We start from the raw sequence: 24,137 nt of genomic DNA on the forward strand, positions 1-24,137 counted from the left end.
CGCCCCCGTGCGCGAAGGCGCTTTTTCGCACCACGATAGCGCGTGCTGCGCTGCCAGCGCGCGCCATCTGCCCTGTTATGGCGAAATATTTGCTGTGCGATCACAAAAGCAACATTTCCTTCCATAAATGCATAAATCCGCTAAATAATTTGCTGCCTTAGCGGCGGCGCAACCGTAATATTCACTTTTTATGCAAAATAAGTGAATAGCATCCTGCCGTAACCCATTGAAATTTCGTCGCTGACTCCCTTTTATGCATTATTCCCTCTGGCTGGCACGCTTGCTGCACCTTATAGTCGGGCTGCTGATTACGCACTCTTAACAATTTTAAAACAATAGCTTCACCCGGGGTGAGGCAGGAGATCCGGCTATGTCACTGCAGGTTACACGTCACGATTTTGATCAATGGATGATGCCGGTCTATGCACCCGCAACCTTTATACCGGTACGGGCTGAAGGATCGCGGTTGTGGGATCAACAGGGCAAAGAGTATATCGATTTTGCTGGCGGGATCGCAGTGAATGCGCTGGGTCATGCACACCCGGCGCTGCAGCAGGCGCTGACAGAGCAGGCGGCAAAGCTGTGGCATACCGGCAATGGCTATACCAACGAGCCGGTATTGCGGCTGGCAAAACAGCTGATTGATGCCACCTTTGCCGACCGCGTTTTCTTCTGCAACTCCGGCGCTGAGGCGAACGAAGCTGCGCTTAAGCTGGCGCGCAAAGTGGCACACGACCGTTTCGGCGATCAAAAAAGCGGCATTGTGGCGTTCACTAACGCTTTTCATGGCCGCACCCTGTTTACGGTGTCGGCTGGCGGCCAGCCCGCCTATTCGCGCGACTTTGCGCCGCTGCCGCCGGCCATTCAGCATGCGCAGTTTAATAACCTGGAATCGGCCGCCGCGCTGATTAATGACAGCACCTGCGCCGTGATTGTTGAACCGATTCAGGGCGAGGGCGGCGTCTTACCTGCCGATGCAGCCTTCCTGCGCGGCCTGCGGGAGCTGTGCGACCGCCATCAGGCGCTGCTGATTTTTGATGAAGTGCAGAGCGGTGTGGGACGCACCGGATCGCTTTACGCCTATATGCACTATGGCGTTACGCCGGATGTGCTGAGTACCGCAAAAGCGCTGGGCGGCGGCTTTCCGATTGGTGCCATGCTGACGCGTGAGGATCTGGCGCAGGTAATGGGGGTGGGCACCCACGGTACCACTTATGGCGGTAACCCGCTGGCAGGCGCGGTAGCGGGTAAAGTACTGGAGCTGGTCAACCGGCCCGCTTTCCTCGCTGGCGTGACCGAGCGGCATCAGTGGTTTGTTGATCGGCTCCAGGCGATTAACCAGCGGCTGCCAGTGTTTAAAACTATTCGCGGCCTCGGGCTGCTGATTGGCGCCGTACTCAACGACGATTTCGCCGGAAAAGCCAAACAGTTCAACCTGACGGCCGCCGAAGAGGGCGTCATGGTCCTGATTGCCGGTGCCAGCGTCGTGCGCTTTGCGCCCGCGCTAAACATCAGCCAGGAGGAGGTGCAGCAGGGGCTGGCGCGTTTTGAGCGCGCCTGTGAACGTATTCTCAGAGGAGCCACATCATGATGGTGATCCGCCCGGTTGAACATGATGACCTGGCGCAGCTGCTTCTGCTGGCGGGTAAAACCGGCGGCGGCCTTACCTCGCTGCCGGAAGACAGCGCCACGCTGCAGGCGCGTATTGAGCGTTCACTGCTGACCTGGCAGGGGGCGCTGCCGCGCGCTGAACAGGGTTACGTCTTTGTGCTGGCCGACAGTGACGATAACCGGGCCGTGGGGATCTGCGCGATTGAAGTGGCGGTCGGGTTGCAGGAGCCGTGGTACAACTTCCGGGTTGGCACGCAGGTACACGCCTCCAGAGAGCTGAACGTGTATGCCAGCCTGCCAGTGCTGTCGCTCAGCAACGATCACACCGGCAGCAGCGAACTCTGTACGCTATTTCTCGATCCCGACTACCGCGACGGCAGAAACGGCTATTTACTCTCTAAATCACGCTTTCTTTTTATGGCGAACTTCCGCGATCGCTTTATGCGCAACGTGGTGGCAGAGATGCGCGGCGTCAGTGATGACAGCGGTCATTCCCCTTTCTGGGAGAGCGTGGGCAGCCATTTCTTCTCTATGCCGTTTCGCCAGGCTGATTTTCTCAGCGGTACCGGTCAGAAAGCGTTTATCGCAGAGCTGATGCCGAAACATCCGCTCTATATTCACTATCTCAGCGAGGCAGCGCAGCGCGTCATTGGTGAAGTACACCCGAAAACGGCGCCGGCGCGCGCGGTGCTGGAAGCGGAAGGTTTTCGCTATCAGAACTATGTCGACATCTTTGATGGCGGACCGACGCTGGAGTGTGAAATTGATCGTATCCGGGCCATTCGCAAAAGTACGCTGCTGCCGGCAGGCGCCGGTGACGCGCAGGCGCACTGGCCGCTCTGCCTGGTCGCTAACAGCAACTATCAGCAGTTTCGCGCCACGCTACTGCCGGTGGATATCGCCGCCGGTCACGTCTGCCTCAGTGAGAGCCAGCGTCAGGCGCTGCGCTGTGAATATGGTGATGCGCTACGGGTTGTAACACTCTGCCGTGAGGAGAAACAGGCATGACGCACTTTATTAATAATCAGTGGCTGCGCGGCGACGGTGACCTCTTCACAAAAGCCGATCCGGTCTCAGGCGAACAGCTGTGGCAGGGCAACGCCGCCTCTGCGGCTCAGGTCAGCGCCGCCTGTGCGGCAGCCCGCGCAGCGTTCCCGCACTGGGCGCGCCTGCCGTTCACGGCACGTCAGGCAGGGATTGAAACCTTTACCGCGCTGCTGGAGCAGCATAAGGTGGAGCTGGCGGAGATCATCTCACAGGAAACCGGCAAGCCGCGCTGGGAAACGCTGACGGAAGTGCAGGCGATGATCAATAAAATTGCCATTTCAGTGAAAGCGTATCACGCCCGTACCGGCGAACAGCAGTCGGGTGAAAGCGCACTGCGCCATCGTCCGCACGGTGTACTGGCGGTATTCGGGCCCTATAATTTTCCGGGGCATCTGCCAAATGGCCACATTGTGCCCGCGCTACTGGCAGGAAACTGCGTGGTGTTTAAGCCGAGCGAGCTGACGCCGCTGACGGCGGAACGCACCGTGCAGCTGTGGGAGCAGGCAGCGCTCCCGGCGGGGGTCATCAATATGGTGCAGGGCGGACGGGAAAGCGGCCAGGCGCTGGCACAGGCAGAGCAGATTGATGGCGTCCTGTTTACCGGCAGCGCGGCTACCGGGTATCACCTGCACCGGCAGTTTGCCGGCCAGCCGGAGAAGATGCTCGCGCTGGAGATGGGTGGCAATAATGCGCTGATTGTGGAAGATCCGGCCGATATTGATGGCGCCGTACATATCGCCATCCAGTCAGCTTTTATTTCTGCCGGGCAGCGCTGCACCTGCGCACGTCGCCTGCTGGTAAAACGTGGCGCGGCGGGGGACGCGTTTCTGCAGCGGCTGGTGGCTGTCAGCGCCCGGCTGCAGCCCGCAGCGTGGAATGCTGAGCCACAGCCATTTATGGGCAGCGTCATTTCGCCTGCGGCGGCCGGACAGATCTATCAGGCGTGGCAGCAGCGCGTGGCGCTGGGCGGTGAAGTGCTGCTGAATATGCAGTGGCCGGATCGCCAGCGCGCACTTATTACGCCAGGCATTATCGATATGACCCATGCAAGTGCGCTGCCGGATGAGGAGGTGTTCGGACCGCTGCTGCAAATCATCCGTTATGACGACTACAGTGAGGCGATTACGCTGGCTAACGCCACGCGCTATGGCCTCTCATGCGGTCTGATCTCACCGCAGCGGGCGCAGTTTGATCAGCTGCTGCTGGAGGCGCGCGCCGGTATTGTCAACTGGAACAAGCCGCTGACCGGTGCGGCCAGCACCGCGCCGTTTGGCGGCATTGGCGCCTCCGGCAACCACCGCGCCAGCGCCTGGTACGCTGCGGATTACTGCGCCTGGCCGATGGCAACCCTGGAGAGCAGCAGTCTGGCCCTGCCCGATACGCTCTCGCCGGGTCTCGATTTCTCTGCTCAGGGAGCGCGCCATGAACGCAGCTGAAGTCAATTTTGATGGACTGGTTGGCCTGACGCACCACTACGCGGGCCTCTCATTTGGTAATGAGGCGTCAACCCGCAATCAGCTGCAGCCCTCTAATCCCAGACTGGCGGTGCTGCAGGGACTGCGCAAAATGAAAGCGCTGGCCGATCTCGGCTATCTGCAGGGCGTGATCCCGCCGCACGAGCGACCTAATTTGCCGCTGCTGCGCCAGCTCGGTTTTTACGGCAGTGACGCGCAGGTGCTGGCGCGCGCTGCGCAGCAGGCGCCGCAGCTGCTCTCAGCCGCCAGTTCAGCCTCGGCGATGTGGGTTGCCAACGCGGCCACCGTATCGCCCTCGGCAGACAGCGGTGACGGACGCGTTCATTTTACCGTTGCCAATCTGAATAATAAGTTTCACCGGTCCATTGAAGCACCGGAAACGGCTGATCTGCTGCGGGCGATCTTCCGCGACCCGCAGCGTTTCTGCGTGCATGACGCGCTGCCTCAGGTGGCGCTGTTTGGTGACGAAGGGGCCGCGAATCATAATCGCTTCGGAGCGCGCTACGGCGACGCCGGCCTGCAGCTGTTCGTCTATGGGCGCGAAGGGCAGCACGCCGGCATCACGCCGGAACGCTATCCGGCGCGCCAGACGCTGGAAGCGAGCAGAGCGGTCGCGCGTCTGCATCAGCTTGACGAGGCGCGCACGCTCTTCGTGCAGCAGAACCCGGCGGTGATCGATCAGGGCGTTTTCCATAACGACGTGATTGCCGTCAGTAATCAGCAGGTGCTGTTCTGTCACGAAGAGGCTTTCGTCAATCAGCCTGCATTGCTGGAGCAGCTGGCAGAGCGGGTGCCGGGGTTTACCGCCATCGTGGTGCCGCGCGCGCGCGTATCCGTCAGCGACGCGGTGGCGACCTATCTCTTCAACAGTCAGCTGCTGCAGCACCCCGATGGCGGTATGCGGCTGATACTGCCCGAAGAGGCACGGCAGCATCCGGGCGTCTGGGCTTATCTGACGGAGCTGGCAGAGAGCGGCGGACCGATTCGGGAGCTCACGGTATTCGATCTGCGTGAAAGCATGTGCAACGGCGGCGGGCCAGCCTGCCTGCGCCTGCGGGTTGTGTTGACGGCAGAAGAGCAGCGGGCGGTCAACCCGGCGGTAATGATGAACGAGCAGCTGTTTACGCAGCTCAGCCAGTGGGCAGAACGCCACTATCGCGACTATCTCACGCAGGCGGATTTAGCCGATCCGGCGCTGCTGCAGGAGGGGCGTGACGCTCTGGATGCGCTGACGCAGCTGCTGAAGCTGGGCAGCGTCTACGCCTTTCAGCGCTGAGGCTGAGGCAGGATTAAGGAGAAAATATGCGCAGTTTTTTACAGCAGACGCTGGCGGGCACGCCGCCTGCCGTCACGCAGGGCGAGACAGCTTATCTGCGCTGGCAGTGGCAGGCGGAAGGGATCCTCTTGCTGACGCCGCTGACGCACTGCGACCGGGCGCTGGTGCTGTCAGCCGGGATCCACGGCAATGAAACCGCGCCGGTGGAGATAGTGGAGCAGCTGCTGGCGCCGCTGCTTAGCGGAGAAAAACCGCTGGCGGTGCGGCTGCTGGTGATACTGGGTAATCCGGCGGCGCTGCGCAGCGGCCGTCGCTATCAGCAGTACGATCTCAACCGGCTGTTTGGTGGCCGCTGGCAGCGGGTCAGTGAAACCAGTGAGGCACAGCGCGCCCTGCAGCTGGAACAGGTGATGGAGCGATTCTGGCGCAGCTGCCACAGGCAGACGTCGCGCTGGCATCTTGATCTGCATACCGCTATTCGTGGCTCTTATTATCCACGCTTTGCCGTTATGCCCGCGAACGCGCGACCGTGGCCGGATACGTTTATGCAGTGGCTGGCCGCAGCTGAGCTGGAGGCGCTGGTTTTTCATCGTGCGCCGGGCGGCACCTTCACCCACTATAGTTGTGAGCATCATCATGCGGCGAGTTCGACGCTGGAACTGGGTAAGGCGCTGCCGTTTGGTGAAAATGATCTCACGCAGTTCAGGGCAGTGCAGCGGGCACTCGCTGCGCTGCTGGAGGGCGAAACGTGGCCGCAGCCGCATACGCAGCCGCGGCGCTATCACGTTTCACAACAAATCACCCGTCAGGGAGAGGGATTTACGCTGCATATGAGCGCGGACACGCTGAATTTCACCGCGTTTCCCCAGGGCACGCTGCTGGCAGAAGAGGGCGACACTCGCTATTACGTACAGCAGGCGCGGGAATATGTACTGTTTCCCAATCCGCAGGTGGCGCCGGGATTACGCGCCGGGCTGATGCTGACGGAAGAGAACGCACAGATGCCGGCGCAATAAACGGCTGCAGCATGGCTGACGCCTGATGGCGTCAGCCATGCTGATAGCGATCGCTTAACATTTTGCTTTCCCGGCGCGGGCAAACTCATTACACTCCTCCTTAATTCCTGCCATTTTCCCGCTATTGTCATACTTTTTTGCATTTTCTCACGTAATTCTTCGCAATCTCTCCACGATCGCACGATATCTATCTTCTATGCTTTCAGGGCTTTACTCAGGTTCTGAGTAGTTGACGTTCAGCGTCGTATGCTTGTTTCCGAAGACGCGACACAGGCTGTCGTCATATAACTGACAAGAAAGGACAATATTATGCGTAAACTGACTTCTGTTTTTCTGGCTACCGCAATGGCACTGGGTGCCGCCAATATCGTCCACGCTGCGGCCGATAACCTGACGCCACCGCCGGCCGGCACTGAAAAGCCGATGCATAAGCCGATGCGTCATCACGGTATGGAGATGTTCAAAGGCATTACTCTGACCGATGCGCAGAAAACACAGATCCGCACCATCATGCAGGATGGTCATAAAGAGATGCAGCGCCCGTCGCCGGAGGCGCGCCGCGCGAACCATGCCATCATTGCCGCCGACAGCTTCGATCGCAGCAAAGCGGAAGCACAGGCTGAGAAGATGACCGCAAACGCCAAAGAGAATGCGGTACGCATGATGGAAACCCAGAACAAAATCTACAACGTACTGACGCCGGAACAGAAAAAGCAGTACAACGCCAATTTCGAAACGCGCCTGACGGAAAAAGCGCCACACGATGGTAAAATGCCACCACCGCCTGCTGACGGTGAGTAAACACACACCGTGATCGATCCGGATTAAGACCGCCGGCGCTGTTCAGGGCAGAGTACCGCCCTGAACAGCGTCGGCGGTTTTTTTTATAGCTCTATCAGCGGGAACTCGCCGGAAAGCAGCGGACGGCAGAGAATTTTATAGCCGTCGTGATCAAACCCCTGGCGCGCGCGCTGCAGCTGGCGCGCTTCCGCTTCAGTGGCAACAGAACCCAGCCAGAACCAGTGATCGATCACATGGATTTGTGTCATCTCAGCGCCGCGCTCCACCATGCCAACCGGGCCTTCCCACGGCCAGCACACCACGCGAAAGCGTTCCAGCCCCTCGCGGAGCCGCTGCTGGTGCGCTTCAACACTCTCTTTTCCGCAGCAGGCGCCGGCACAGCGCTTCAGTGCTGCGCGAAAGCAGCCGCGCCCTGGCCGCAGGCTCTCCAGCCCAAGCAGGCCGTGACAGAGCTGCAGCTCATCGGCCATGCTTTTAAGCTTCTCCAGCGCGGCAAAACGGCTGCGAAACAGCCCGTAGAGATCGGGTGAACGAGAGAAATCGACATCTTTTGCATAGACCACTTCCGGCGCGCCTTCTCCCAGCTGAAGTGAGCAGAGCTGACGATTTTTGCGCAGGCGCTTATTAAATAACGGCTGCTGCGTTTTAATCATCTGCGCTTCCAGCAGCTGCGCGCCAATATCGCCGGCGGTGGGGATCCAGCTTACGCGCCGCGCCTGACGCAGCATGCTCGCTTCATCCGTGGTGCGAAAATGCGCCATCACCCGGCTGCGCAAATTAATGCTTTTGCCGATATAAAGAGGCAGATTTTCACTCTCGCCGTGAAAGGTATAGACGCCGGGCACTTTAGGCAGCCCTTCAAGCCACTGGCGCAGGTGTTCGGGATATTGATAGATTGCCGCCGCGTCAAAGTCGAGGCGATGGCTGGTTGCTCGTCTGACCAAAGAATGCTCCGCTTACTGGTTTTGTATACAGTGTATCAGCGTGCTGATTTTATCGCCAGTGGCAAGCGAGGCGCGACTCTCTCTCCGCAGAGGGAGAGTCGCAGGGAGGGGCTACTTTTTCCAGTAGTCGTCAAACACAGTCACCGGCATACGGCGCTTATGTTCGGTTTTGGTGTACCAGCCCTCGATAATTTTTGCCGATTCGGCATTGATGGTTTTGCCTTCCAGATAATCATCGATCTGCTGATAGGTTACGCCAAGCGCCACCTCATCCTGCAGGCCGGGACGATCGTCTTCAAGATCGGCCGTGGGATGTTTCATCCAGAGGTGCTCCGGACAGCCCAGCGCCTTCAGCAGCTGTTTACCCTGGCCTTTGTTAAGGCGAAAGATCGGGTTCACGTCGCTGCCGCCATCGCCATATTTGGTATAAAAACCGGTCACCGCTTCCGCCGCGTGATCGGTGCCCAGCACGATACCTTTGGTCATGCCGGCGATGCTGTACTGCGCCTTCATGCGTTCACGCGCCTTTTCGTTACCGCGGACAAAATCTGACAGCGCGATACCCGCTTCCTGCAGTGCGCGCTCGCTCGCCAGCACCGCCTCTTTGATATTCACCACCAGGGTACGATCGGGCTGAATAAACGCCAGCGCATCCTGACAATCCTGCTCGTCGGCCTGTTTACCATACGGCAGGCGCACGGCAATAAAGGTGTACTCTTTATCGCCGGTCTCATGACGCAGCTCGCTGACCGCCATCTGCGCCAGCTTACCGGTCAGCGTTGAGTCCTGCCCGCCGCTGATGCCCAGCACCAGCGTTTTCAGAAAAGGATGCGCTTTCAGGTACGCTTTCAGGAAATCGACGCTGACGCGGATCTCCTGCTGCGGATCGATAGCGGGTTTAACACCAAGGGCCTGAATAATTTCCTGCTGCAGTGACATGAACCTCTCCTCAAGTCAGAAGCCTGACGGCATGATGCGTAACATCAGCTAAAGCTAACGCCTTGGCCGCAAAACAACAAGCCAAACGGCGACTGGCGCAGACGGTTTGCTGCTGAATCAGGCGCTTTCAGGCCGCTGCGCCAGCAGGGTAAACATCAGGATTGCCAGCATAAAGCAGCCGAAAATGGTGGCGCTCATGCTGATAACCGAGGTCCCGCCCACGCCGCTAACCGGCACGCTGATGGCGCCCAGCGTAAACATGGTGACGCCGATAACCGCAGAAGCACTGCCGGCACGGTGCCCCTGACTCTGCATCGCCAGCGATGCGGCGGTGGTTGCGATTACACCGTTACTGGCAATAGAGAAAAATAGCGCCACCAGAATAACCGGCAGGGCGGCGTCGCTCAGCGCGGCGGTCAGCAGGGTGGCGGAGGCGACAAATGCCAGCGTCAGCCCGCCCTTAAGCACCCGGTATTCGCCCCAGAGCGGACAGAGCCGTGCGCTGGTTTGTGAGGCGATAATCAGGCCGCACCCGTTGGCAGCAAAGCAGAGGCTGAACGCCTGAGGCGAGAGGCCGTAGATCTGCTGCAGCACAAACGGTGAGGCGCCGATATAGGCAAACATGCCTGACATCATAAAGCCCTGCGTCAGGCAAAAACCCATAAAGGGCCGATGCGTAACGACCTGGCCCAGCGCCGCCCAGGCGGAAAACAGAGAGCCCTGGCTACGGCGTGCAGGCGGCAGCGTCTCATGCAGCTGCCAGCGCGCCAGCAGAATCAGCAGAATGGCGATCGCCGCCAGTACGAGAAAAATGCCGCGCCAGCTCATGATTGTCATCAGCGCGCCGCCCAGTACCGGCGCTCCCACCGGTGCAAGGCCGTTGACCAGCATCAGCAGCGCAAAAAAGCGCGTCAGCTCGTGTCCGCTATACATATCCCGGGCGATAGCGCGCGACAGCACGGCACCGCCAGCGCCAGCCAGCCCCTCAAACAGGCGGGCAATCAGTAGCGAATGGATATCTTTTGCCAGCGCGCAGCCGACAGAGGCAATAAACAGCAGCAGCAGCGACAGCAGCAGGGGCCAGATGCGGCCAAATTTATCGCTCATGGGACCAAATAGCAGCTGTCCCGCCCCGAGGCCCAGCAGGCCAGCAGTCAGACTGAGCTGAGCGGTGGAGGTCTGCGTGTGCAGATCGCGCGCCAGTTCAGGCAGCGCGGGGAGATAGAGGTCGATACAGAGCGGTCCGAGCGCCGCCAGAAGTCCGAGCGTGATGGCGTAAACCAGCCGGTTAGGGTGTGCAGATGTCATGGGGCCTCTGAGCCGGGTAAAAAGTTAACCGCGCGATTATACGGAGCAGGGCGCAGCAGCACAGCTTTTTTACTCCGGATATATTGCGATGAACGCATCTAAAAGCGTCGCCACCAGGTTGATAAATCTGAATTTGTGTTCCAGGCTTATTCCGACATGGACAAAGTATGAGGAACAAAAAATGAATAAAGTGCTGGGATGTATCGCTGCCGCTATGACGCTGGCTGCTCTGTCTGGTTGTACCACTTATGATCGCGCGGAAAGTTATGTCACCAAACCGGTGGTAAAAGATGTTAAAAAAGGCATGACGCGTGAACAGGTGCGTCAGATTGCGGGTCCGGCTTCGACCGAAGTGACCATGGCGCACGCGCGTGGCACCTGCCAGACTTACGTTATCGGCGAGCGCGATGGCAAAATGCAGACCTATTTTGTCAGCTACAACGATACCGGTCGCGTGATGAACTACGGCTTCCAGAGCTGCAAAGAGTACGACACCGATCCGCAGGTTGCGCAGTAACTCTTTTTTGCTGAATAAAAAAGGGCCCGTCTGAGACGGGCCCTTTTTCATGCTGAAGTCAGCGCTTAGCGATGCGCCAGTTCGGCGTGCTCATCGCTCTCCAGAATTTTTTTGTCGGTCTGACCCAGCCAGCGGCTGGTCAGCGAACCGGCCGTCATTGAACCGTTCACGTTGAGCGCGGTACGGCCCATATCAATCAGCGGCTCAATGGAAATCAGCAGCGCGACCAGCGTCACCGGCAGCCCCATTGCCGGCAGCACAATCAGCGCAGCAAAGGTAGCACCGCCGCCCACACCGGCTACGCCAGCGGAACTCAGGGTGACGATCCCGACCAGCGTGGCGATCCAGACCGGATCAAACGGGTTAATACCGACAGTAGGAGCAACCATCACGGCCAGCATTGTCGGATAGAGTCCGGCACAGCCGTTCTGACCAATTGTGGCACCGAAGGAGGCGGAAAAGCTGGCAATCGCTTCCGGCACGCCGAGACGGCGCGTCTGCGTTTCCACATTCAGCGGAATGCTGGCCGCGCTGGAGCGGCTGGTGAAAGCGAAAGTGATCACCGGCCATACTTTGCGGAAGAAGCGCAGCGGATTGATGCCGTTGATCGACAGCAGCAGCGCATGCACGCCAAACATAATCGCAAGGCCAAGATAGGAGGCGAGAACAAAGCTGCCCAGCTTAACGATATCGTGCAGGTTAGAGCCGGCGACCACTTTGGTCATCAGAGCCAGTACGCCATATGGCGTCAGCTTCATGATCAGGCGCACCAGTTTCATCACCCAGGACTGCAGCGTATCAATCGCGGCCAGTACGCGTTCACCTTTCACTTTATCATCGCGCAGCAGATGCAGTGCAGCGACGCCGAGGAAAGCAGCAAAGATAACGACACTGATAATGGAGGTCGGGTTCGCGCCTGCCAGATCGGCAAACGGGTTTTTAGGGATGAAAGAGAGCAGCAGCTGCGGCGTGCTGAGATCGGCGACTTTACCCGCATAGTTGCTCTGAATAGCATTCAGACGCGCGGTCTCCTGCGCACCCTGCACCAGCCCTTCAGCGCTGAGGTGGAAGAGGCCGGTCACCATCACGCCGACCAGCGCGGAGATAGCCGTGGTAAACAGCAGTACACCGATGGTCAGCACGCTGATTTTGCCCAGCGAGGAGGCGTTATGCAGACGCGCCACCGCGCTCAGTATTGAGGCGAATACCAGCGGCATAACAATCATCTGCAGCAGCTGTACATAGCCATTACCGACCAGATTAAACCAGCCGATCGAATCCTTAACCACTGCGCTGTTTTCGCCATAAACCGCCTGAAGCGCCAGGCCAAACAGCACGCCCAGCACCAGGCCGGTCAGTACGCGCTTTGACAGGCTCCAGCTCTGGTTGCCAATGCGGTTAAGCAGCACCAGCAGAGCGGCAAAGACCACTATGTTGATAATAAGAGGGAAATCCATACTTAACTCCAGAAAGATGCCGTCCTGCAAAGTGCAGGCGGCATAGCGTAACGTAAATTTCTATCAGAGAATGTCAGGGATGTTAGCAGCACAATTAAGTGCAGGCTTATACCCAAAAAGTATGGGTTATAACTTTTTGTTTAATATGGCGTAATTATTAGCCGTTTAGCGGATTAATTAACCGGTTCACGCTGGATTGCAGTGTATCAAACAGCTGCTGCGGCCAGCCGTTTGCACCAAAAGCAGGCATGCCAGCCGGAAACCAGAGCGCCGCAACCACCAGTCCCAGACAAAGTATCCGCTCCAGCTGATTACCGCTCTGGCTTCTGAGAATAGGCAGACGAAAGCGCCAGCGGCAGGGCCACAGCAGCGGAACGCCAGCTGGCGTCAGCATGTCAGCCACGATATGGCTCAGGTAGCCCAGCGTCAGTCCCTGCAGCACATCCGCCGGCAGAAACCAGTCTGCCGGCACGTTCACTTTAAACAGCCACAGGCTGATAGCCACTGCCAGCAAACTGTGGGTAAAACCGCGATGTCCAAACGCCCGCGCGATGGGCTGAGAGAGCCAGCGAAAACGCTGGCCCAGCGTGGATCGGGGGTGGTCGATATCCGGCAGCAGGCAGGTCAGCAGCGTAGCGGGAACCAGATGCCACCAGTCCGCCGCAGCCAGAACCGGTGTCAGCTCAGCACGCTTGGCAAAAATAGCGCTGGCGATAGCAAAAATTATATGGCCTTCGGCCGTCATGATTAAATCCGGATACAAAACTGTCAATGCATCCAGTATAGGGATTTATCCAGTAAATGAGAACGGTGACGCTGTAACGAAGAGTGAATTATTTTCGCGCTGGCTGACCGCTGTATCAGACTGCGCCATACATCCTGCGGTCAGTTAAACAGATGCTCTGCGCGCAGTTCCGTCAGGCTCGGCAGCCGCACATTTGCCAGCGCCCAGCGGGCATCCGCGTAGTGTGCAGCCGCAGGCACCACAATAGAACGCATGCGCGCCGCTTTACAGGCGATCATGCCGTTGAAGGAGTCTTCCAGCGCCACACAGTTAAGCGGATCGATATCAAGCGCCGCTGCCGCATTCAGATAGACCTGCGGATGAGGTTTGCTCAGCGGCAGCGCTTCAGCGGAGGCGAGGGCGGAAAAGCAGGGCCGCAGCCGGAACATCTCCAGCACCCGCTCCAGCATGGCCAGCGGCGAAGCGGAAGCGAGCGCAATCCGCAGCCCCTGCTGCTGACAGAGCTGCAGCGCCTGATCGACACCGGGCAGCAGCGGCTGCTGCGCTTCGATCAGCGATAGCGTACGATCGATAATACGCGCCGTGACGTCGGCCTGAGTCGCACCCTGCCACGGCTGTGCCTCATACCACATGCGTACGGTCTGATCGATGCGCAGGCCAAGCGTGTCAGGCAGCTCCGCGCGACGACTGACGTCAACGCCAAGGCTTGCCAGTACCTCCATCTCAGCCTGATCCCACAGCGGTTCAGAATCAATCAGTAAACCATCCATATCAAAAATAGCGGCGTACACCGGACGACGATAGCGCATGACAATATCCTTCTTAGCGGTTTGCGCCACCTTATCACGCCAGAGTGCGAAAACAAGGACGCGACAGGTAACGCATTTTTCAGGAAAAAATCGCCGACTGCAGGTAGACTTAGGGCAAAATAATTATCTGTATAGGGAAGTCTGCATGACATACCAACAGGCTGGCCAGGTCGCCATCCTTAAGCGCGTGGCTGGCTGGATCATTTTCATTCCGGCACTGCTGTCGACAATTGTTTCCATGCTCGGTTATTTATATCAGCACAGCGTAAAGCAGCCCGGACTGGATGCCGTATTGCTGGATTTTATCCATGTCATGGTGGACATGCTTAAATTCAATACGTCGTTTCTCAATCCGTTCTGGCACAACTCGCCGGTGCCCGATTTTCACGGCGGGGCAAATATCGGTTTCTGGATCGTTTATGCGCTGATTTTTATCGGCATGGCTTTACAGGCATCGGGTGCGCGCATGTGGCGCCAGTCGCGGCATGTTAAAGAGGGCATTGAAGATCAGCTGATTCTGGAGCAGGCAAAGGGCAGCGAAGGCCGCACGCGCGCGCAGCTTGAGGAAAAAATCCGCGTCCCGCACCACACTATTCTGCTGCAGATTTTTCCGCTCTATATCCTGCCAGTAATTATTGCTGTTGCCGGCTACTTTTTACTGACGCTGCTGGGCATGCTTTAAATCATCAGGCCGGTCTGGCCCGATCCTGCGCCAGTTTGTCGTCGCTAAGCAGCTGACTGACGGCAAACTGCGCCTCCTCCTGCCACTGGCCGGAAAAAACGTTCGCGCGGTTCAGCAGGTAATAGAGCTGATATACAGGCTGGCGTTGCGAAAATCCCTCTGCCAGCGGCCACTCTGCGTGATAGCCCTGCATGATCTCACGCGGCAGTTCATGGTAATAACTCAGCATCGCCAGGTCGCATTCGCGGTCACCCCAGTAGCAGGCAGGATCGAAAATCCATGGCCCGCTGCTGCTATCTGCACAGTTGGCAGGCCAGAGATCGCCATGCAGTAGCGAAGGCTGCGGATGATGATGAGCCAGCGCCTGCTGAACGCTGTCAATAATATGATTCATGTCACCATAGGTCACACCGCGTTCCGCTGCCAGCTGCAGCTGCCAGCCGATACGCTGCTCCGCAAAAAACAGCGACCAGCGCCGCAGCCAGCTATTGGGCTGCAGGGTAGTGGTAATATTATTATCGAAATCGAGTCCGAACTGGCGCTGCTCACTCCATTGATGCAGGCGCGCCAGCTGCTGCCCGAGCTGATAACCCGCTTCCGCGCTGAGCGGCTGTGGCGGAATATACTCCAGCAGAAGAAAACTGGCGTCGCGCGTGCTGCCGACGCCGTAGACGGTCGGCACCCGGACTGTCTGCGTGCGCGCCAGCAGACTGAGCTGATCGGCCTCCCAGCGGAACAGGTCCAGCCGGTCATGGGTGTTGCACTTGACGAAGACATCCATATCGCCGTAGCGGATACGCCAGGCGGGATGGATATCCCCGCCGGGCAGGGGCTCGCGCTGCGTAATCTCTGCTGGCTGAGTCTGTTCGCTTAACAGGCGGCTGATGGCTGACCACATGGCGGGCTCCTCGTTAATCGCGATATCGCTGCAATTGTAGTGCGCAAAAAATAGGCAAGGCCAGTTTTACCGGCGGCCTCAGACAGGGTTCTGCAAAAATTGCTGCAGCGTTGTAACCTTTGTCTGCGGAGACTGATGCAATGCCACCTCTGCAATACGCGCAGCCTGCTCCGAAACCGCTTCAGGCGTCAGCGTGCTGACAATGCCGAAGCTGTTGGTTCCCAGTTCATGCGGATGTCCTTCAGCATCGTGCAGGGTGGTGCTATATCCGCTATTGACCATAGCGCTGGTCAGCGATTGAAGATCGCTTAGCCCCGACTCCTGATAGTGGAAAGTGACAACGTAACTCATAACGTCCAGCGTGCTCATTTTCTCACCTCACTGTAACCAAACAGATTTCAGCGTAGTCCACCCCACAGCTGAGAGCGAATTTTGTTCAGTTGCAGCCTAAGGCTGTGTCAGCAGCGGCAAAATTCCTGATAATTGCGGGCTGTTATTTCTCTGAACGGCACCTATAATGCGCGCCGTTAGTGAACGCGTCTGCAACGTATCATGCTGGTTGATGCAGGGAACGGCCTGATGCCGCCTCATAATTTTTTACAAAACTTACAGTAAATTGCATTGATTGCCGGTAAAAACGCTGCAGACTCACCTGTTTTTAAATTGCCGCACGGATCACCCTTTAATGAAAGTTCTTAATAAGCTGTCCGCTATTTTTCTGCTCTCTGCCGGAGCATTTTGTCACCAGGCTTTTGCTGATAACGCTGTCTTCACCTCAATGGATGATCCTTCAACGGCCAAACAGCCGTTTGAAGGCAGCGCATCAGCCGGTTACCTGGCGCAAACCGGTAACACCACCAGCTCTTCGCTGACGGCTTCAACCAGCATGACCTGGTATCAGACCTCAACGGCTTACAGCCTGTGGGGCAACGCGGCGAACACCTCATCCAACGATGAGCGTTCATCTGAAACCTACAATATCGGTGGCCGCAGCCGCTACAACATGAACAGCGCTGATTATCTGTTTGGTCAGGCCAGCTGGCTGAGCGATCGTCTGAATGGTTACGATTCCCGCGACGTCCTGACGGCCGGTTATGGTCGCCAGATCCTCAACGGTCCGGTGCACTCTCTGCGCGCGGAATTTGGTCCGGGCGTACGTTACGACGACTTTCACGACGGCGGGCATGAGACCAAAGCGCTGGGCTATGGCGCAGTCAGCTATCAGTGGCAGCTGACGGATACCACGAAATTCATTCAGGGTGTATCCGTGCTGAGCAGCTTCGGCGAAGATACTACGGTGAACTCAGAAACGGCCCTGCAGGTCGCCATCAATGAGCACTTTGCGCTGAAGATGGGCTACAACGTGACCTGGAACAACAATCCGCCAGAGTCCGCGCCCGATCGTACCGATACCAAAACCACGATTCAGCTCTCCTACGCAATGTAACTGCCATACCAGAAAACCGCCGTCCGGCTCAGGCTGCACGGCGGTTTTTTTTCGTGTTTGCTTAGACTTAGCCCGCAAGGCGGGTTTTGCTGCAGGGTGAAAGCTGTTATCATATTTGCCGCTTTATGCGCCTGGCGTCATTCCGACAATGTGGGTCTGACATCACGCCGGGTACACACACCAAACACAGTGTTGCATGTAGGCTTTCGTGTGGCTTACCACTGCAATTTAAGGATATAAAATGCCAGTAATTACTCTTCCTGACGGCAGCCAGCGCGTTTTTGACCACCCGGTCAGCGTAATGGATATTGCGCTGGATATTGGTCCCGGCCTGGCGAAAGCCTGTATCGCCGGTCGCGTAAACGGTGAGCTGGTAGATGCGGTTGATCCCATCACCGACGATGCTCAGGTAGCAATCATCACCGCAAAAGATGAAGCGGGTCTGGAGATTATCCGGCACTCCTGCGCGCACCTGCTGGGCCATGCTATTAAGCAGCTGTGGCCTGATACCAAAATGGCGATTGGCCCGGTCATCGATAACGGCTTCTATTATGACGTCGATCTCGACCACACGCTGACGCAGGAAGATCTGGAACAGCTGGAAAAGCGTATGCACCAGCTGGCTGAAACCAATTACAACGTGGTAAAGAAAAAAGTCAGCTGGCAGGAAGCGCGCGACGTCTTTGCTGCGCGTGGCGAAAGCTATAAAACCACAATCCTTGATGAGAATATCAGTCACGACGATCGTCCTGGCCTCTATCATCATGAAGAGTATGTGGATATGTGCCGCGGTCCGCACGTGCCGAACATGCGCTTCTGCCACCATTTTAAGCTGCAGAAAATTGCGGGCGCTTACTGGCGCGGCAACAGCGATAACAAAATGCTGCAGCGTATTTACGGCACGGCCTGGGCAGATAAGAAGCAGCTGTCAGCCTATCTGCAGCGCCTGGAAGAAGCAGCAAAACGCGATCATCGCAAAATTGGTAAACAGCTCGATCTCTACCATATGCAGGAAGAGGCGCCGGGCATGGTGTTCTGGCACAATGACGGCTGGACGATTTTCCGCGAGCTGGAAGTTTTTGTCCGTACCAAACTGAAAGAGTATGATTACCAGGAAGTAAAAGGCCCGTTTATGATGGACCGCGTGCTGTGGGAAAAAACCGGCCACTGGGAAAACTACAAAGAGGCGATGTTTACCACCTCTTCAGAAAACCGCGAATATTGCATTAAACCGATGAACTGCCCGGGTCACGTGCAGATCTTCAATCAGGGTCTGAAGTCCTATCGCGATCTGCCGCTGCGTATGGCAGAGTTCGGTAGCTGCCACCGTAACGAGCCATCGGGTGCGCTCCATGGTCTGATGCGCGTACGCGGCTTTACGCAGGATGATGCTCACGTATTCTGTACTGAAGATCAGGTGCGCGACGAAGTAAACAGCTGTATTCGTATGGTGTACGACATGTACAGCACGTTCGGTTTTGAAAAAATCGTCGTGAAGTTGTCTACCCGTCCGGAAAAACGCATCGGTACCGATGAGATGTGGGATCGCGCAGAGGTTGACCTGGCCGAAGCATTGAAAGAGAATGATATCCCCTTTGAGTATCAGCCGGGTGAAGGGGCATTCTACGGCCCGAAAATCGAGTTCACCCTGTATGATTGTCTCGATCGTGCCTGGCAGTGTGGCACGGTTCAGCTAGACTTTTCTCTGCCAAAACGTCTTGATGCCACCTATGTGGGTGAAAACAACGACCGTCAGACACCGGTGATGATTCACCGTGCGATTCTGGGCTCTATGGAGCGCTTTATCGGTATTCTGACTGAAGAGTTCGCTGGTTTCTTCCCGAGCTGGCTGGCACCGGTACAGGCTGTAGTGATGAATATCACTGACAGTCAGGCAGAATATGTCAGTGAACTGACAAAGAAACTGCAAAATGCTGGCATTCGTGTCAAAGCAGACTTGAGAAACGAGAAGATAGGCTTTAAAATCCGCGAGCACACATTGCGTCGCGTCCCTTATATGCTGGTTTGCGGTGAGAAAGAGGTGGAAGCAGGCAAAGTTGCCGTGCGCACCCGCCGTGGTAAAGACCTCGGGAGCATGGACGTAGATGTGTTTGTTGAGAAGCTGCAACAAGAGATTCGCAGCCGACATCTTCACCAATTAGAGGAATAAGGTTATTAAAGGCGGAAAACGAGTACAACCGACGCGTCCAAACCGTATTAACGGCGAAATCCGAGCCACCGAAGTGCGCCTCACTGGCGTTGACGGCGAGCAACTTGGCATTGTCTCTCTACGCGAAGCGATTGAGAAAGCTGAAGAAGCTGGCGTAGATTTAGTTGAAATCAGCCCGAACGCCGAACCGCCGGTATGCCGTATTATGGATTACGGCAAGTTCCTTTATGAAAAGAGTAAGTCTTCTAAGGAACAGAAGAAGAAGCAGAAAGTTATCCAGGTTAAGGAAATTAAATTCCGTCCTGGTACCGATGATGGCGACTATCAGGTAAAACTCCGCAGCCTGATGCGCTTTCTGGAAGAGGGCGATAAAGCCAAAATCACGCTGCGTTTCCGCGGTCGTGAGATGGCGCACCAGCAGATCGGTATGGAAGTGCTTAACCGCGTCCGTAAAGATCTGTGTGAAGATATCGATCTGGCAGTGGTCGAGTCCTTCCCTTCGAAGATCGAAGGCCGCCAGATGATTATGGTGCTCGCACCTAAGAAGAAACAGTAGGCTTTCAAGTAATGATGCCGCGCAGCGTTCGCGCTGTGCGGGATTATTCGCCTGTCTGGTTCATTTTTTTAACAATGCGAAGTGGATATTTGTAAAAATGCCAAAGATTAAAACTGTACGTGGCGCGGCTAAGCGCTTCAAGAAGACCGCCTCTGGCGGCTTCAAGCGTAAGCACGCAAACCTGCGTCATATTCTGACCAAAAAGTCTACTAAGCGTAAACGTCACCTGCGTCCAAAAGGCCTGGTGTCTAAAGGCGATCTGGGTCTGGTTATTGCCTGCCTGCCGTACGCATAAGTAAATTTTTTTTAATTCGCCCGTCGCGCTGTAAGGCTTATCGCCAGCAGAGCACCGGCAAAACAGAATATGATTAAGGAGAGCTCATGGCTCGCGTAAAACGTGGTGTAATTGCTCGCGCACGTCACAAAAAAATCTTAAAACAAGCTAAAGGCTACTACGGTGCACGTTCACGTGTTTACCGCGTTGCTTTCCAGGCTGTTATCAAAGCTGGTCAGTATGCTTACCGCGACCGTCGTCAGCGTAAGCGTCAGTTCCGTCAGCTGTGGATCGCGCGTATCAACGCAGCGGCGCGTCAGAACGGTATGTCTTACAGCCGTTTCATCAATGGCCTGAAAAAAGCGTCCATTGAGATTGACCGTAAAATCCTGGCTGACATCGCTGTATTCGACAAAGCAGCCTTCGCTGCTCTGGTAGAAAAAGCGAAATCAGCTCTGGCGTAAGTCAGGTAAAAAAGGGAGCTTGCTCCCTTTTTTATTACCTGCAACTCACGCAAAAGATTGACATTTTCGCCGCCGGGCATTTCAATAGGGCGGTTTTTAATTTTCTCAAGGTAATGCAAGCATGCACGCTGCTCTTTTCCGTTTCTTTTTTTACTTTAGCGCCTGAACATCAGGGGCTTGTGCGCATAAGAAAAGAAACGAAAAATCGCGCTGAAAGCCTCCCTCGTGGAGGCTTTTTTGTTTCTGGCGAGACTTAATCGGATCCCGGATCCCAACAAGAACTGACCAGCCCGGCTGGAAGAAGAGGAAATCATGTCCCAACTCGCAGACCTGGTGGCCCGTGCCACGGCCGCCATCGACGAGGCGTCGGATATCGCCGCTCTGGACGCTGTACGCGTCGAATTTCTGGGTAAAAAAGGGCACCTTACCCTGCAGATGACCACCCTGCGTGAACTGCCGGCTGAAGAGCGCCCGGCGGCAGGTGCGGTGATTAACGAAGCAAAACAGCAGGTACAGGATCATCTTAACGCCCGTAAAAATACGCTGGAGAGTGCGGCGCTGAATGCGCGCCTGGCGGCAGAAACGATTGATGTCTCACTGCCCGGACGCCGCAGCGAAAACGGCGGTCTGCATCCGGTAACGCGCACCATTGACCGCATCGAAAACTTTTTCGGCGAGCTGGGTTTTGCCGTGGTGACCGGACCGGAAATTGAAGATGACTATCATAACTTCGACGCGCTGAATATTCCGGGTCACCATCCGGCCCGCGCCGATCATGACACCTTCTGGTTTGATGCCACGCGCCTGCTGCGTACGCAGACCTCAGGCGTGCAGATCCGCACCATGAAAAATCAGCAGCCGCCGATCCGCATTATCGCGCCGGGCCGCGTTTACCGTAATGATTACGATCAGACCCACACGCCGATGTTCCACCAGATGGAAGGCCTGATTGTCGATAAAGACATCAGCTTTACCAACCTGAAAGGAACGCTGCACGATTTCCTGAATAACTTCTTTGAAGAGAATCTGCAGATCCGCTTCCGCCCGAGCTACTTCCCCTTTACTGAACCTTCAGCGGAAGTGGATGTAATGGGCAAAAATGGCAAATGGCTGGAAGTACTGGGCTGCGGCATGGTGCATCCGAATGTACTGCGTAACGTCGGCATCGATCCGGAAATTTACTCCGGCTTCGCCTTTGGTATGGGAATGGAACGTCTGACCATGCTGCGCTATGGCGTCACCGATCTGCGTGCTTTCTTCGAAAATGATTTACGTTTCCTCAAACAATTTAAATAAGGGCAGGTTATCCAATGAAATTCAGTGAACTCTGGTTACGCGAATGGGTAAATCCAGCCCTGGACAGCGCTGCGCTGTCTGAACAGATCACCATGGCAGGCCTTGAGGTTGATGGTGTTGATCCCGTTGCCGGCGCGTTTCATGGCGTAGTCGTGGGTGAAGTGGTGGAGTGCGGCCAGCACCCGAACGCGGATAAACTGCGCGTAACCAAAATCAATGTCGGCGGCGATCGTCTGCTGGATATCGTCTGCGGCGCGCCTAACTGCCGCCAGGGACTGAAAGTGGCAGTGGCTACCGTGGGTGCCGTACTGCCAGGTGATTTCAAAATCAAAGCGGCCAAACTGCGCGGCGAGCCTTCTGAAGGCATGCTCTGCTCCTTCTCAGAGCTGGGTATTTCCGACGATCACAACGGTATTATCGAACTGCCAGCCGATGCGCCAGTAGGATGCGACATTCGCGACTACCTGAAGCTGGATGACAATACTATCGAGATCAGCGTGACGCCAAACCGTGCGGACTGTCTGAGCATCGCCGGCGTGGCGCGTGATGTGGCCGTGGTTAACGGACTGCCGCTGACGGCGCCTGCAGCAGAACCGGTTGCGGCGACCATTACCGATACATTCCCAATCCGCATCGACGCTACCGACGCCTGTCCGCGCTACCTGGGACGCGTAATTAAAGGTATCAATGTCAAAGCTGAAACGCCGCTCTGGATGCGTGAGAAACTGCGCCGCTGCGGCATTCGCTCAATTGACCCGGTGGTCGATGTCACTAACTATGTGCTGCTTGAGCTGGGTCAGCCGATGCACGCCTTCGATCTCGACCGCATCAGCGGCGGCATTGTGGTGCGTATGGCGCAGGAGAATGAGACGCTGACCCTGCTGGATGGCACCGAAGCAAAATTGCAGAATGACACGCTGGTTATTGCCGATCACCAGCAGGCGCTGGCGATGGGCGGTATTTTTGGCGGTGAGCACTCAGGCGTAAATGAAGCGACACGTAACGTGCTGTTTGAGTGCGCCTACTTTGATCCGCTGGCCATTACCGGCCGCGCACGCCGCCACGGACTGCATACTGATGCGTCACATCGCTATGAGCGTGGTGTCGATCCGGCGCTGCAGCATACAGCGATTGAACGTGCGACCCGCCTGCTGCTGGATATCTGCGGTGGTGAAGCCGGTCCGGTTATCGATCAGACTGATGCCTGTAAACTGCCGCCGCGCGCCACGATTACGCTGCGCCGTACAAAACTCGATCGCCTGATTGGCCACGTTATCGCCGACGAACAGGTGACAGATATCCTGACCCGTCTCGGCTGCGAGGTCACGCAGGGCGAAGGCGAGTGGAAAGCGGTGGCACCGAGCTGGCGTTTTGATATGGCGATTGAGGAAGATCTGGTTGAAGAGGTTGCCCGCGTTTACGGCTACAACAACATCCCTGATGTGCCGGTAAAAGCCAGCCTGATTATGACGCAGCATCGTGAAGCCAGCCTGTCGCTGAAGCGGGCGAAAACGCTGCTGACAGACAAAGGCTATCAGGAAGCGATCACCTACAGCTTTGTCGATCCTAAAGTGCAGCAGCTGCTGCATCCGGGGGAAGAGGCGCTTATCCTGCCAAGCCCTATCTCCAGCGATATGTCAGCAATGCGCCTGTCACTCTGGACCGGTCTGCTCAGCTCAGTGGTTTACAACCAGAATCGCCAGCAGGGGCGTGTGCGCCTGTTCGAGAGCGGTCTGCGCTTTGTGCCTGATACGCAGGCCGATCTCGGCATTCGCCAGGATCTTATGCTGGCGGGCGTAATCAGCGGTCATCGTGACGAAGAGCACTGGGATCTGGCGCGTCAGCCGGTTGACTTCTATGATTTGAAAGGCGATTTAGAGTCGCTGCTGGAATTAACCGGCAAATCTGAAGCGATTTCATTCCGCGCGGCTGCCAATCCGGCGCTGCATCCCGGACAAACAGCGGCTATCTGGCTGGACAATGAACAAATCGGATTTATCGGGGTGGTTCACCCGGAGCTGGAACGCAAGCTGGATCTCAACGGTCGTACCTTAGTGTTTGAACTGCTTTGGAATAAGGTTGCAGACCGCGTCCTGCCTGACGCGCGTGAGATTTCACGCTTCCCGGCTAACCGCCGTGATATCGCTGTTGTGGTGGCAGAAAGCGTCCCTGCAGCAGATATCATCGCAGAGTGTAAGAAAGTTGGCGTAAATCAGGTAGTTGGCGTAAACTTGTTTGACGTGTACCGTGGTAAAGGCGTGAACGAAGGCGAAAAGAGCCTTGCGATTAGCCTGATTTTGCAGGATACCAGCCGGACACTCGAAGAAGAGGAGATTGCTGCGACCGTTGCCAGATGTGTAGCAGCATTAAAAGAGCGATTCCAGGCAACCTTGAGGGATTGAACC

The 24,137-nt window shown here is 56.6% G+C and carries 24 protein-coding genes and 1 other annotated feature; of the genes, 16 read left to right on the top strand and 8 right to left on the bottom strand.

Going from position 1 to position 24,137, the window contains the following annotated elements:
- Positions 1-370 precede the first annotated feature (370 nt).
- The 6 genes from B4M48_RS08315 (at position 371) to spy (ending at position 7,226) form a co-directional block, all read left to right on the top strand.
- On the top strand, positions 371-1,591 hold the full coding sequence (locus B4M48_RS08315) for an aspartate aminotransferase family protein (RefSeq protein WP_071668765.1): 1,221 nt from the start codon (positions 371-373) through the stop codon (positions 1,589-1,591).
- The gene (astA, locus tag B4M48_RS08320; protein ID WP_039384017.1) at positions 1,588-2,619 is read left to right on the top strand and encodes an arginine N-succinyltransferase; all 1,032 of its coding nucleotides are present in this window, start codon (positions 1,588-1,590) and stop codon (positions 2,617-2,619) included. The genes B4M48_RS08315 and astA overlap by 4 nt, the downstream gene beginning before the upstream one ends.
- The gene (astD, locus tag B4M48_RS08325; RefSeq protein ID WP_288656391.1) at positions 2,616-4,094 is read left to right on the top strand and encodes a succinylglutamate-semialdehyde dehydrogenase; all 1,479 of its coding nucleotides are present in this window, start codon (positions 2,616-2,618) and stop codon (positions 4,092-4,094) included. The genes astA and astD overlap by 4 nt, the downstream gene beginning before the upstream one ends.
- On the top strand, positions 4,081-5,409 hold the full coding sequence (astB, locus tag B4M48_RS08330) for an N-succinylarginine dihydrolase (RefSeq protein ID WP_039384020.1): 1,329 nt from the start codon (positions 4,081-4,083) through the stop codon (positions 5,407-5,409). Before astD ends, astB begins: the two co-directional genes overlap by 14 nt.
- Positions 5,410-5,435: 26 nt before the next feature.
- The gene (gene astE / locus B4M48_RS08335; protein WP_288656392.1) at positions 5,436-6,425 is read left to right on the top strand and encodes a succinylglutamate desuccinylase; all 990 of its coding nucleotides are present in this window, start codon (positions 5,436-5,438) and stop codon (positions 6,423-6,425) included.
- 309 nt (positions 6,426-6,734) lie between these two features.
- Entirely contained in the window at positions 6,735-7,226 is a 492-nt protein-coding gene (gene spy, locus B4M48_RS08340) for an ATP-independent periplasmic protein-refolding chaperone Spy (protein ID WP_039384024.1), read from the top strand.
- Positions 7,227-7,309: 83 nt separating this feature from the next.
- Here spy and cho read toward each other — a convergent pair whose 3' ends face one another.
- The 3 genes from cho to B4M48_RS08355 all read right to left on the bottom strand — a co-directional run bounded on the left by cho (position 7,310) and on the right by B4M48_RS08355 (position 10,417).
- Positions 7,310-8,170 (bottom strand): excinuclease Cho, encoded by an 861-nt coding sequence (gene cho, locus B4M48_RS08345; protein ID WP_039384025.1) that lies wholly within the window; start codon positions 8,168-8,170, stop codon positions 7,310-7,312.
- A gap of 111 nt (positions 8,171-8,281) precedes the next feature.
- Positions 8,282-9,109, bottom strand: coding sequence for an ammonia-dependent NAD(+) synthetase (gene nadE / locus B4M48_RS08350; protein ID WP_039384028.1), 828 nt, complete (start codon positions 9,107-9,109; stop codon positions 8,282-8,284).
- A 117-nt stretch (positions 9,110-9,226) separates the two neighbouring features.
- Entirely contained in the window at positions 9,227-10,417 is a 1,191-nt protein-coding gene (locus B4M48_RS08355) for a multidrug effflux MFS transporter (protein WP_288656394.1), read from the bottom strand.
- 181 nt (positions 10,418-10,598) lie between these two features.
- Here B4M48_RS08355 and osmE point away from each other — a divergent pair, with 181 nt between their 5' ends.
- Positions 10,599-10,934 carry an osmotically-inducible lipoprotein OsmE gene (gene osmE / locus B4M48_RS08360; RefSeq protein ID WP_039384034.1) on the top strand — a complete coding sequence of 112 codons (336 nt, stop codon included), beginning with the start codon at positions 10,599-10,601 and terminating at the stop codon, positions 10,932-10,934.
- Between the two features lie 65 nt (positions 10,935-10,999).
- On the opposite strand, the gene B4M48_RS08365 is transcribed toward osmE, so the two are convergent.
- The 3 genes from B4M48_RS08365 to hxpB all read right to left on the bottom strand — a co-directional run bounded on the left by B4M48_RS08365 (position 11,000) and on the right by hxpB (position 13,945).
- Positions 11,000-12,391, bottom strand: a complete 1,392-nt coding sequence (locus B4M48_RS08365; protein ID WP_071668767.1) for an L-cystine transporter — start codon at positions 12,389-12,391, stop codon at positions 11,000-11,002.
- Between the two features lie 157 nt (positions 12,392-12,548).
- Complete coding sequence (locus B4M48_RS08370; protein ID WP_039384043.1) at positions 12,549-13,136, bottom strand: metal-dependent hydrolase; 588 nt, start codon at positions 13,134-13,136, stop codon at positions 12,549-12,551.
- Positions 13,137-13,276: 140 nt separating this feature from the next.
- Positions 13,277-13,945 carry a hexitol phosphatase HxpB gene (gene hxpB, locus B4M48_RS08375; protein ID WP_288656396.1) on the bottom strand — a complete coding sequence of 223 codons (669 nt, stop codon included), beginning with the start codon at positions 13,943-13,945 and terminating at the stop codon, positions 13,277-13,279.
- Positions 13,946-14,090: 145 nt separating this feature from the next.
- On the opposite strand from hxpB, the gene B4M48_RS08380 reads away from it, so the two are divergent.
- A complete protein-coding gene (locus B4M48_RS08380; protein ID WP_039384049.1) occupies positions 14,091-14,627 on the top strand; it encodes a YniB family protein in 537 nt (178 codons plus the stop codon).
- 4 nt (positions 14,628-14,631) lie between these two features.
- On the opposite strand, the gene B4M48_RS08385 is transcribed toward B4M48_RS08380, so the two are convergent.
- On the bottom strand, positions 14,632-15,525 hold the full coding sequence (locus B4M48_RS08385) for a fructosamine kinase family protein (protein WP_039384052.1): 894 nt from the start codon (positions 15,523-15,525) through the stop codon (positions 14,632-14,634).
- Between the two features lie 78 nt (positions 15,526-15,603).
- Positions 15,604-15,894: a type V toxin-antitoxin system endoribonuclease antitoxin GhoS gene (gene ghoS, locus B4M48_RS08390; RefSeq protein WP_039384054.1), complete on the bottom strand. Its 291-nt coding sequence runs from the start codon at positions 15,892-15,894 to the stop codon at positions 15,604-15,606.
- A gap of 316 nt (positions 15,895-16,210) precedes the next feature.
- Between ghoS and B4M48_RS08395 the strand changes: the two genes are divergently transcribed.
- The 8 genes from B4M48_RS08395 to pheT all read left to right on the top strand — a co-directional run bounded on the left by B4M48_RS08395 (position 16,211) and on the right by pheT (position 24,134).
- Positions 16,211-16,972, top strand: a complete 762-nt coding sequence (locus B4M48_RS08395; protein ID WP_039384056.1) for a DUF481 domain-containing protein — start codon at positions 16,211-16,213, stop codon at positions 16,970-16,972.
- Positions 16,973-17,213: 241 nt separating this feature from the next.
- Positions 17,214-19,142: a threonine--tRNA ligase gene (thrS, locus tag B4M48_RS08400; RefSeq protein ID WP_039384058.1), complete on the top strand. Its 1,929-nt coding sequence runs from the start codon at positions 17,214-17,216 to the stop codon at positions 19,140-19,142.
- A 4-nt stretch (positions 19,143-19,146) separates the two neighbouring features.
- Positions 19,147-19,698, top strand: a complete 552-nt coding sequence (gene infC, locus B4M48_RS08405) for a translation initiation factor IF-3 (protein ID WP_039384061.1) — start codon at positions 19,147-19,149, stop codon at positions 19,696-19,698.
- A gap of 97 nt (positions 19,699-19,795) precedes the next feature.
- The gene (rpmI, locus tag B4M48_RS08410) at positions 19,796-19,993 is read left to right on the top strand and encodes a 50S ribosomal protein L35 (RefSeq protein WP_010275699.1); all 198 of its coding nucleotides are present in this window, start codon (positions 19,796-19,798) and stop codon (positions 19,991-19,993) included.
- A gap of 86 nt (positions 19,994-20,079) precedes the next feature.
- Complete coding sequence (gene rplT, locus B4M48_RS08415) at positions 20,080-20,436, top strand: 50S ribosomal protein L20 (RefSeq protein ID WP_039384062.1); 357 nt, start codon at positions 20,080-20,082, stop codon at positions 20,434-20,436.
- Positions 20,437-20,552: 116 nt separating this feature from the next.
- Positions 20,553-20,678, top strand: a sequence feature (Phe leader region).
- The gene (pheM, locus tag B4M48_RS08420; RefSeq protein WP_139074214.1) at positions 20,558-20,602 is read left to right on the top strand and encodes a pheST operon leader peptide PheM; all 45 of its coding nucleotides are present in this window, start codon (positions 20,558-20,560) and stop codon (positions 20,600-20,602) included. It overlaps the preceding feature by 45 nt.
- Positions 20,679-20,748: 70 nt before the next feature.
- Entirely contained in the window at positions 20,749-21,732 is a 984-nt protein-coding gene (gene pheS, locus B4M48_RS08425) for a phenylalanine--tRNA ligase subunit alpha (protein ID WP_039384066.1), read from the top strand.
- A gap of 14 nt (positions 21,733-21,746) precedes the next feature.
- Positions 21,747-24,134, top strand: a complete 2,388-nt coding sequence (pheT, locus tag B4M48_RS08430) for a phenylalanine--tRNA ligase subunit beta (protein ID WP_039384067.1) — start codon at positions 21,747-21,749, stop codon at positions 24,132-24,134.
- Positions 24,135-24,137 lie beyond the last annotated feature (3 nt).

This window comes from Pantoea sp. UBA6567 (assembly GCF_002434165.1).
GTDB lineage: Bacteria > Pseudomonadota > Gammaproteobacteria > Enterobacterales > Enterobacteriaceae > Pantoea > Pantoea eucrina.

Coding starts and splice junctions, on each gene's coding strand:
- B4M48_RS08315 (WP_071668765.1), top strand. CDS start 371: ATGTCACTGCAGGTTACACGTCACGATTTTGATCAATGGATGATGCCG.
- astA (WP_039384017.1), top strand. CDS start 1,588: ATGATGGTGATCCGCCCGGTTGAACATGATGACCTGGCGCAGCTGCTT.
- astD (WP_288656391.1), top strand. CDS start 2,616: ATGACGCACTTTATTAATAATCAGTGGCTGCGCGGCGACGGTGACCTC.
- astB (WP_039384020.1), top strand. CDS start 4,081: ATGAACGCAGCTGAAGTCAATTTTGATGGACTGGTTGGCCTGACGCAC.
- astE (WP_288656392.1), top strand. CDS start 5,436: ATGCGCAGTTTTTTACAGCAGACGCTGGCGGGCACGCCGCCTGCCGTC.
- spy (WP_039384024.1), top strand. CDS start 6,735: ATGCGTAAACTGACTTCTGTTTTTCTGGCTACCGCAATGGCACTGGGT.
- nadE (WP_039384028.1), bottom strand. CDS start 9,109: ATGTCACTGCAGCAGGAAATTATTCAGGCCCTTGGTGTTAAACCCGCT.
- B4M48_RS08355 (WP_288656394.1), bottom strand. CDS start 10,417: ATGACATCTGCACACCCTAACCGGCTGGTTTACGCCATCACGCTCGGA.
- osmE (WP_039384034.1), top strand. CDS start 10,599: ATGAATAAAGTGCTGGGATGTATCGCTGCCGCTATGACGCTGGCTGCT.
- B4M48_RS08365 (WP_071668767.1), bottom strand. CDS start 12,391: ATGGATTTCCCTCTTATTATCAACATAGTGGTCTTTGCCGCTCTGCTG.
- B4M48_RS08370 (WP_039384043.1), bottom strand. CDS start 13,136: ATGACGGCCGAAGGCCATATAATTTTTGCTATCGCCAGCGCTATTTTT.
- hxpB (WP_288656396.1), bottom strand. CDS start 13,945: ATGCGCTATCGTCGTCCGGTGTACGCCGCTATTTTTGATATGGATGGT.
- B4M48_RS08380 (WP_039384049.1), top strand. CDS start 14,091: ATGACATACCAACAGGCTGGCCAGGTCGCCATCCTTAAGCGCGTGGCT.
- B4M48_RS08385 (WP_039384052.1), bottom strand. CDS start 15,525: ATGTGGTCAGCCATCAGCCGCCTGTTAAGCGAACAGACTCAGCCAGCA.
- ghoS (WP_039384054.1), bottom strand. CDS start 15,894: ATGAGCACGCTGGACGTTATGAGTTACGTTGTCACTTTCCACTATCAG.
- B4M48_RS08395 (WP_039384056.1), top strand. CDS start 16,211: ATGAAAGTTCTTAATAAGCTGTCCGCTATTTTTCTGCTCTCTGCCGGA.
- thrS (WP_039384058.1), top strand. CDS start 17,214: ATGCCAGTAATTACTCTTCCTGACGGCAGCCAGCGCGTTTTTGACCAC.
- rpmI (WP_010275699.1), top strand. CDS start 19,796: ATGCCAAAGATTAAAACTGTACGTGGCGCGGCTAAGCGCTTCAAGAAG.
- rplT (WP_039384062.1), top strand. CDS start 20,080: ATGGCTCGCGTAAAACGTGGTGTAATTGCTCGCGCACGTCACAAAAAA.
- pheS (WP_039384066.1), top strand. CDS start 20,749: ATGTCCCAACTCGCAGACCTGGTGGCCCGTGCCACGGCCGCCATCGAC.
- pheT (WP_039384067.1), top strand. CDS start 21,747: ATGAAATTCAGTGAACTCTGGTTACGCGAATGGGTAAATCCAGCCCTG.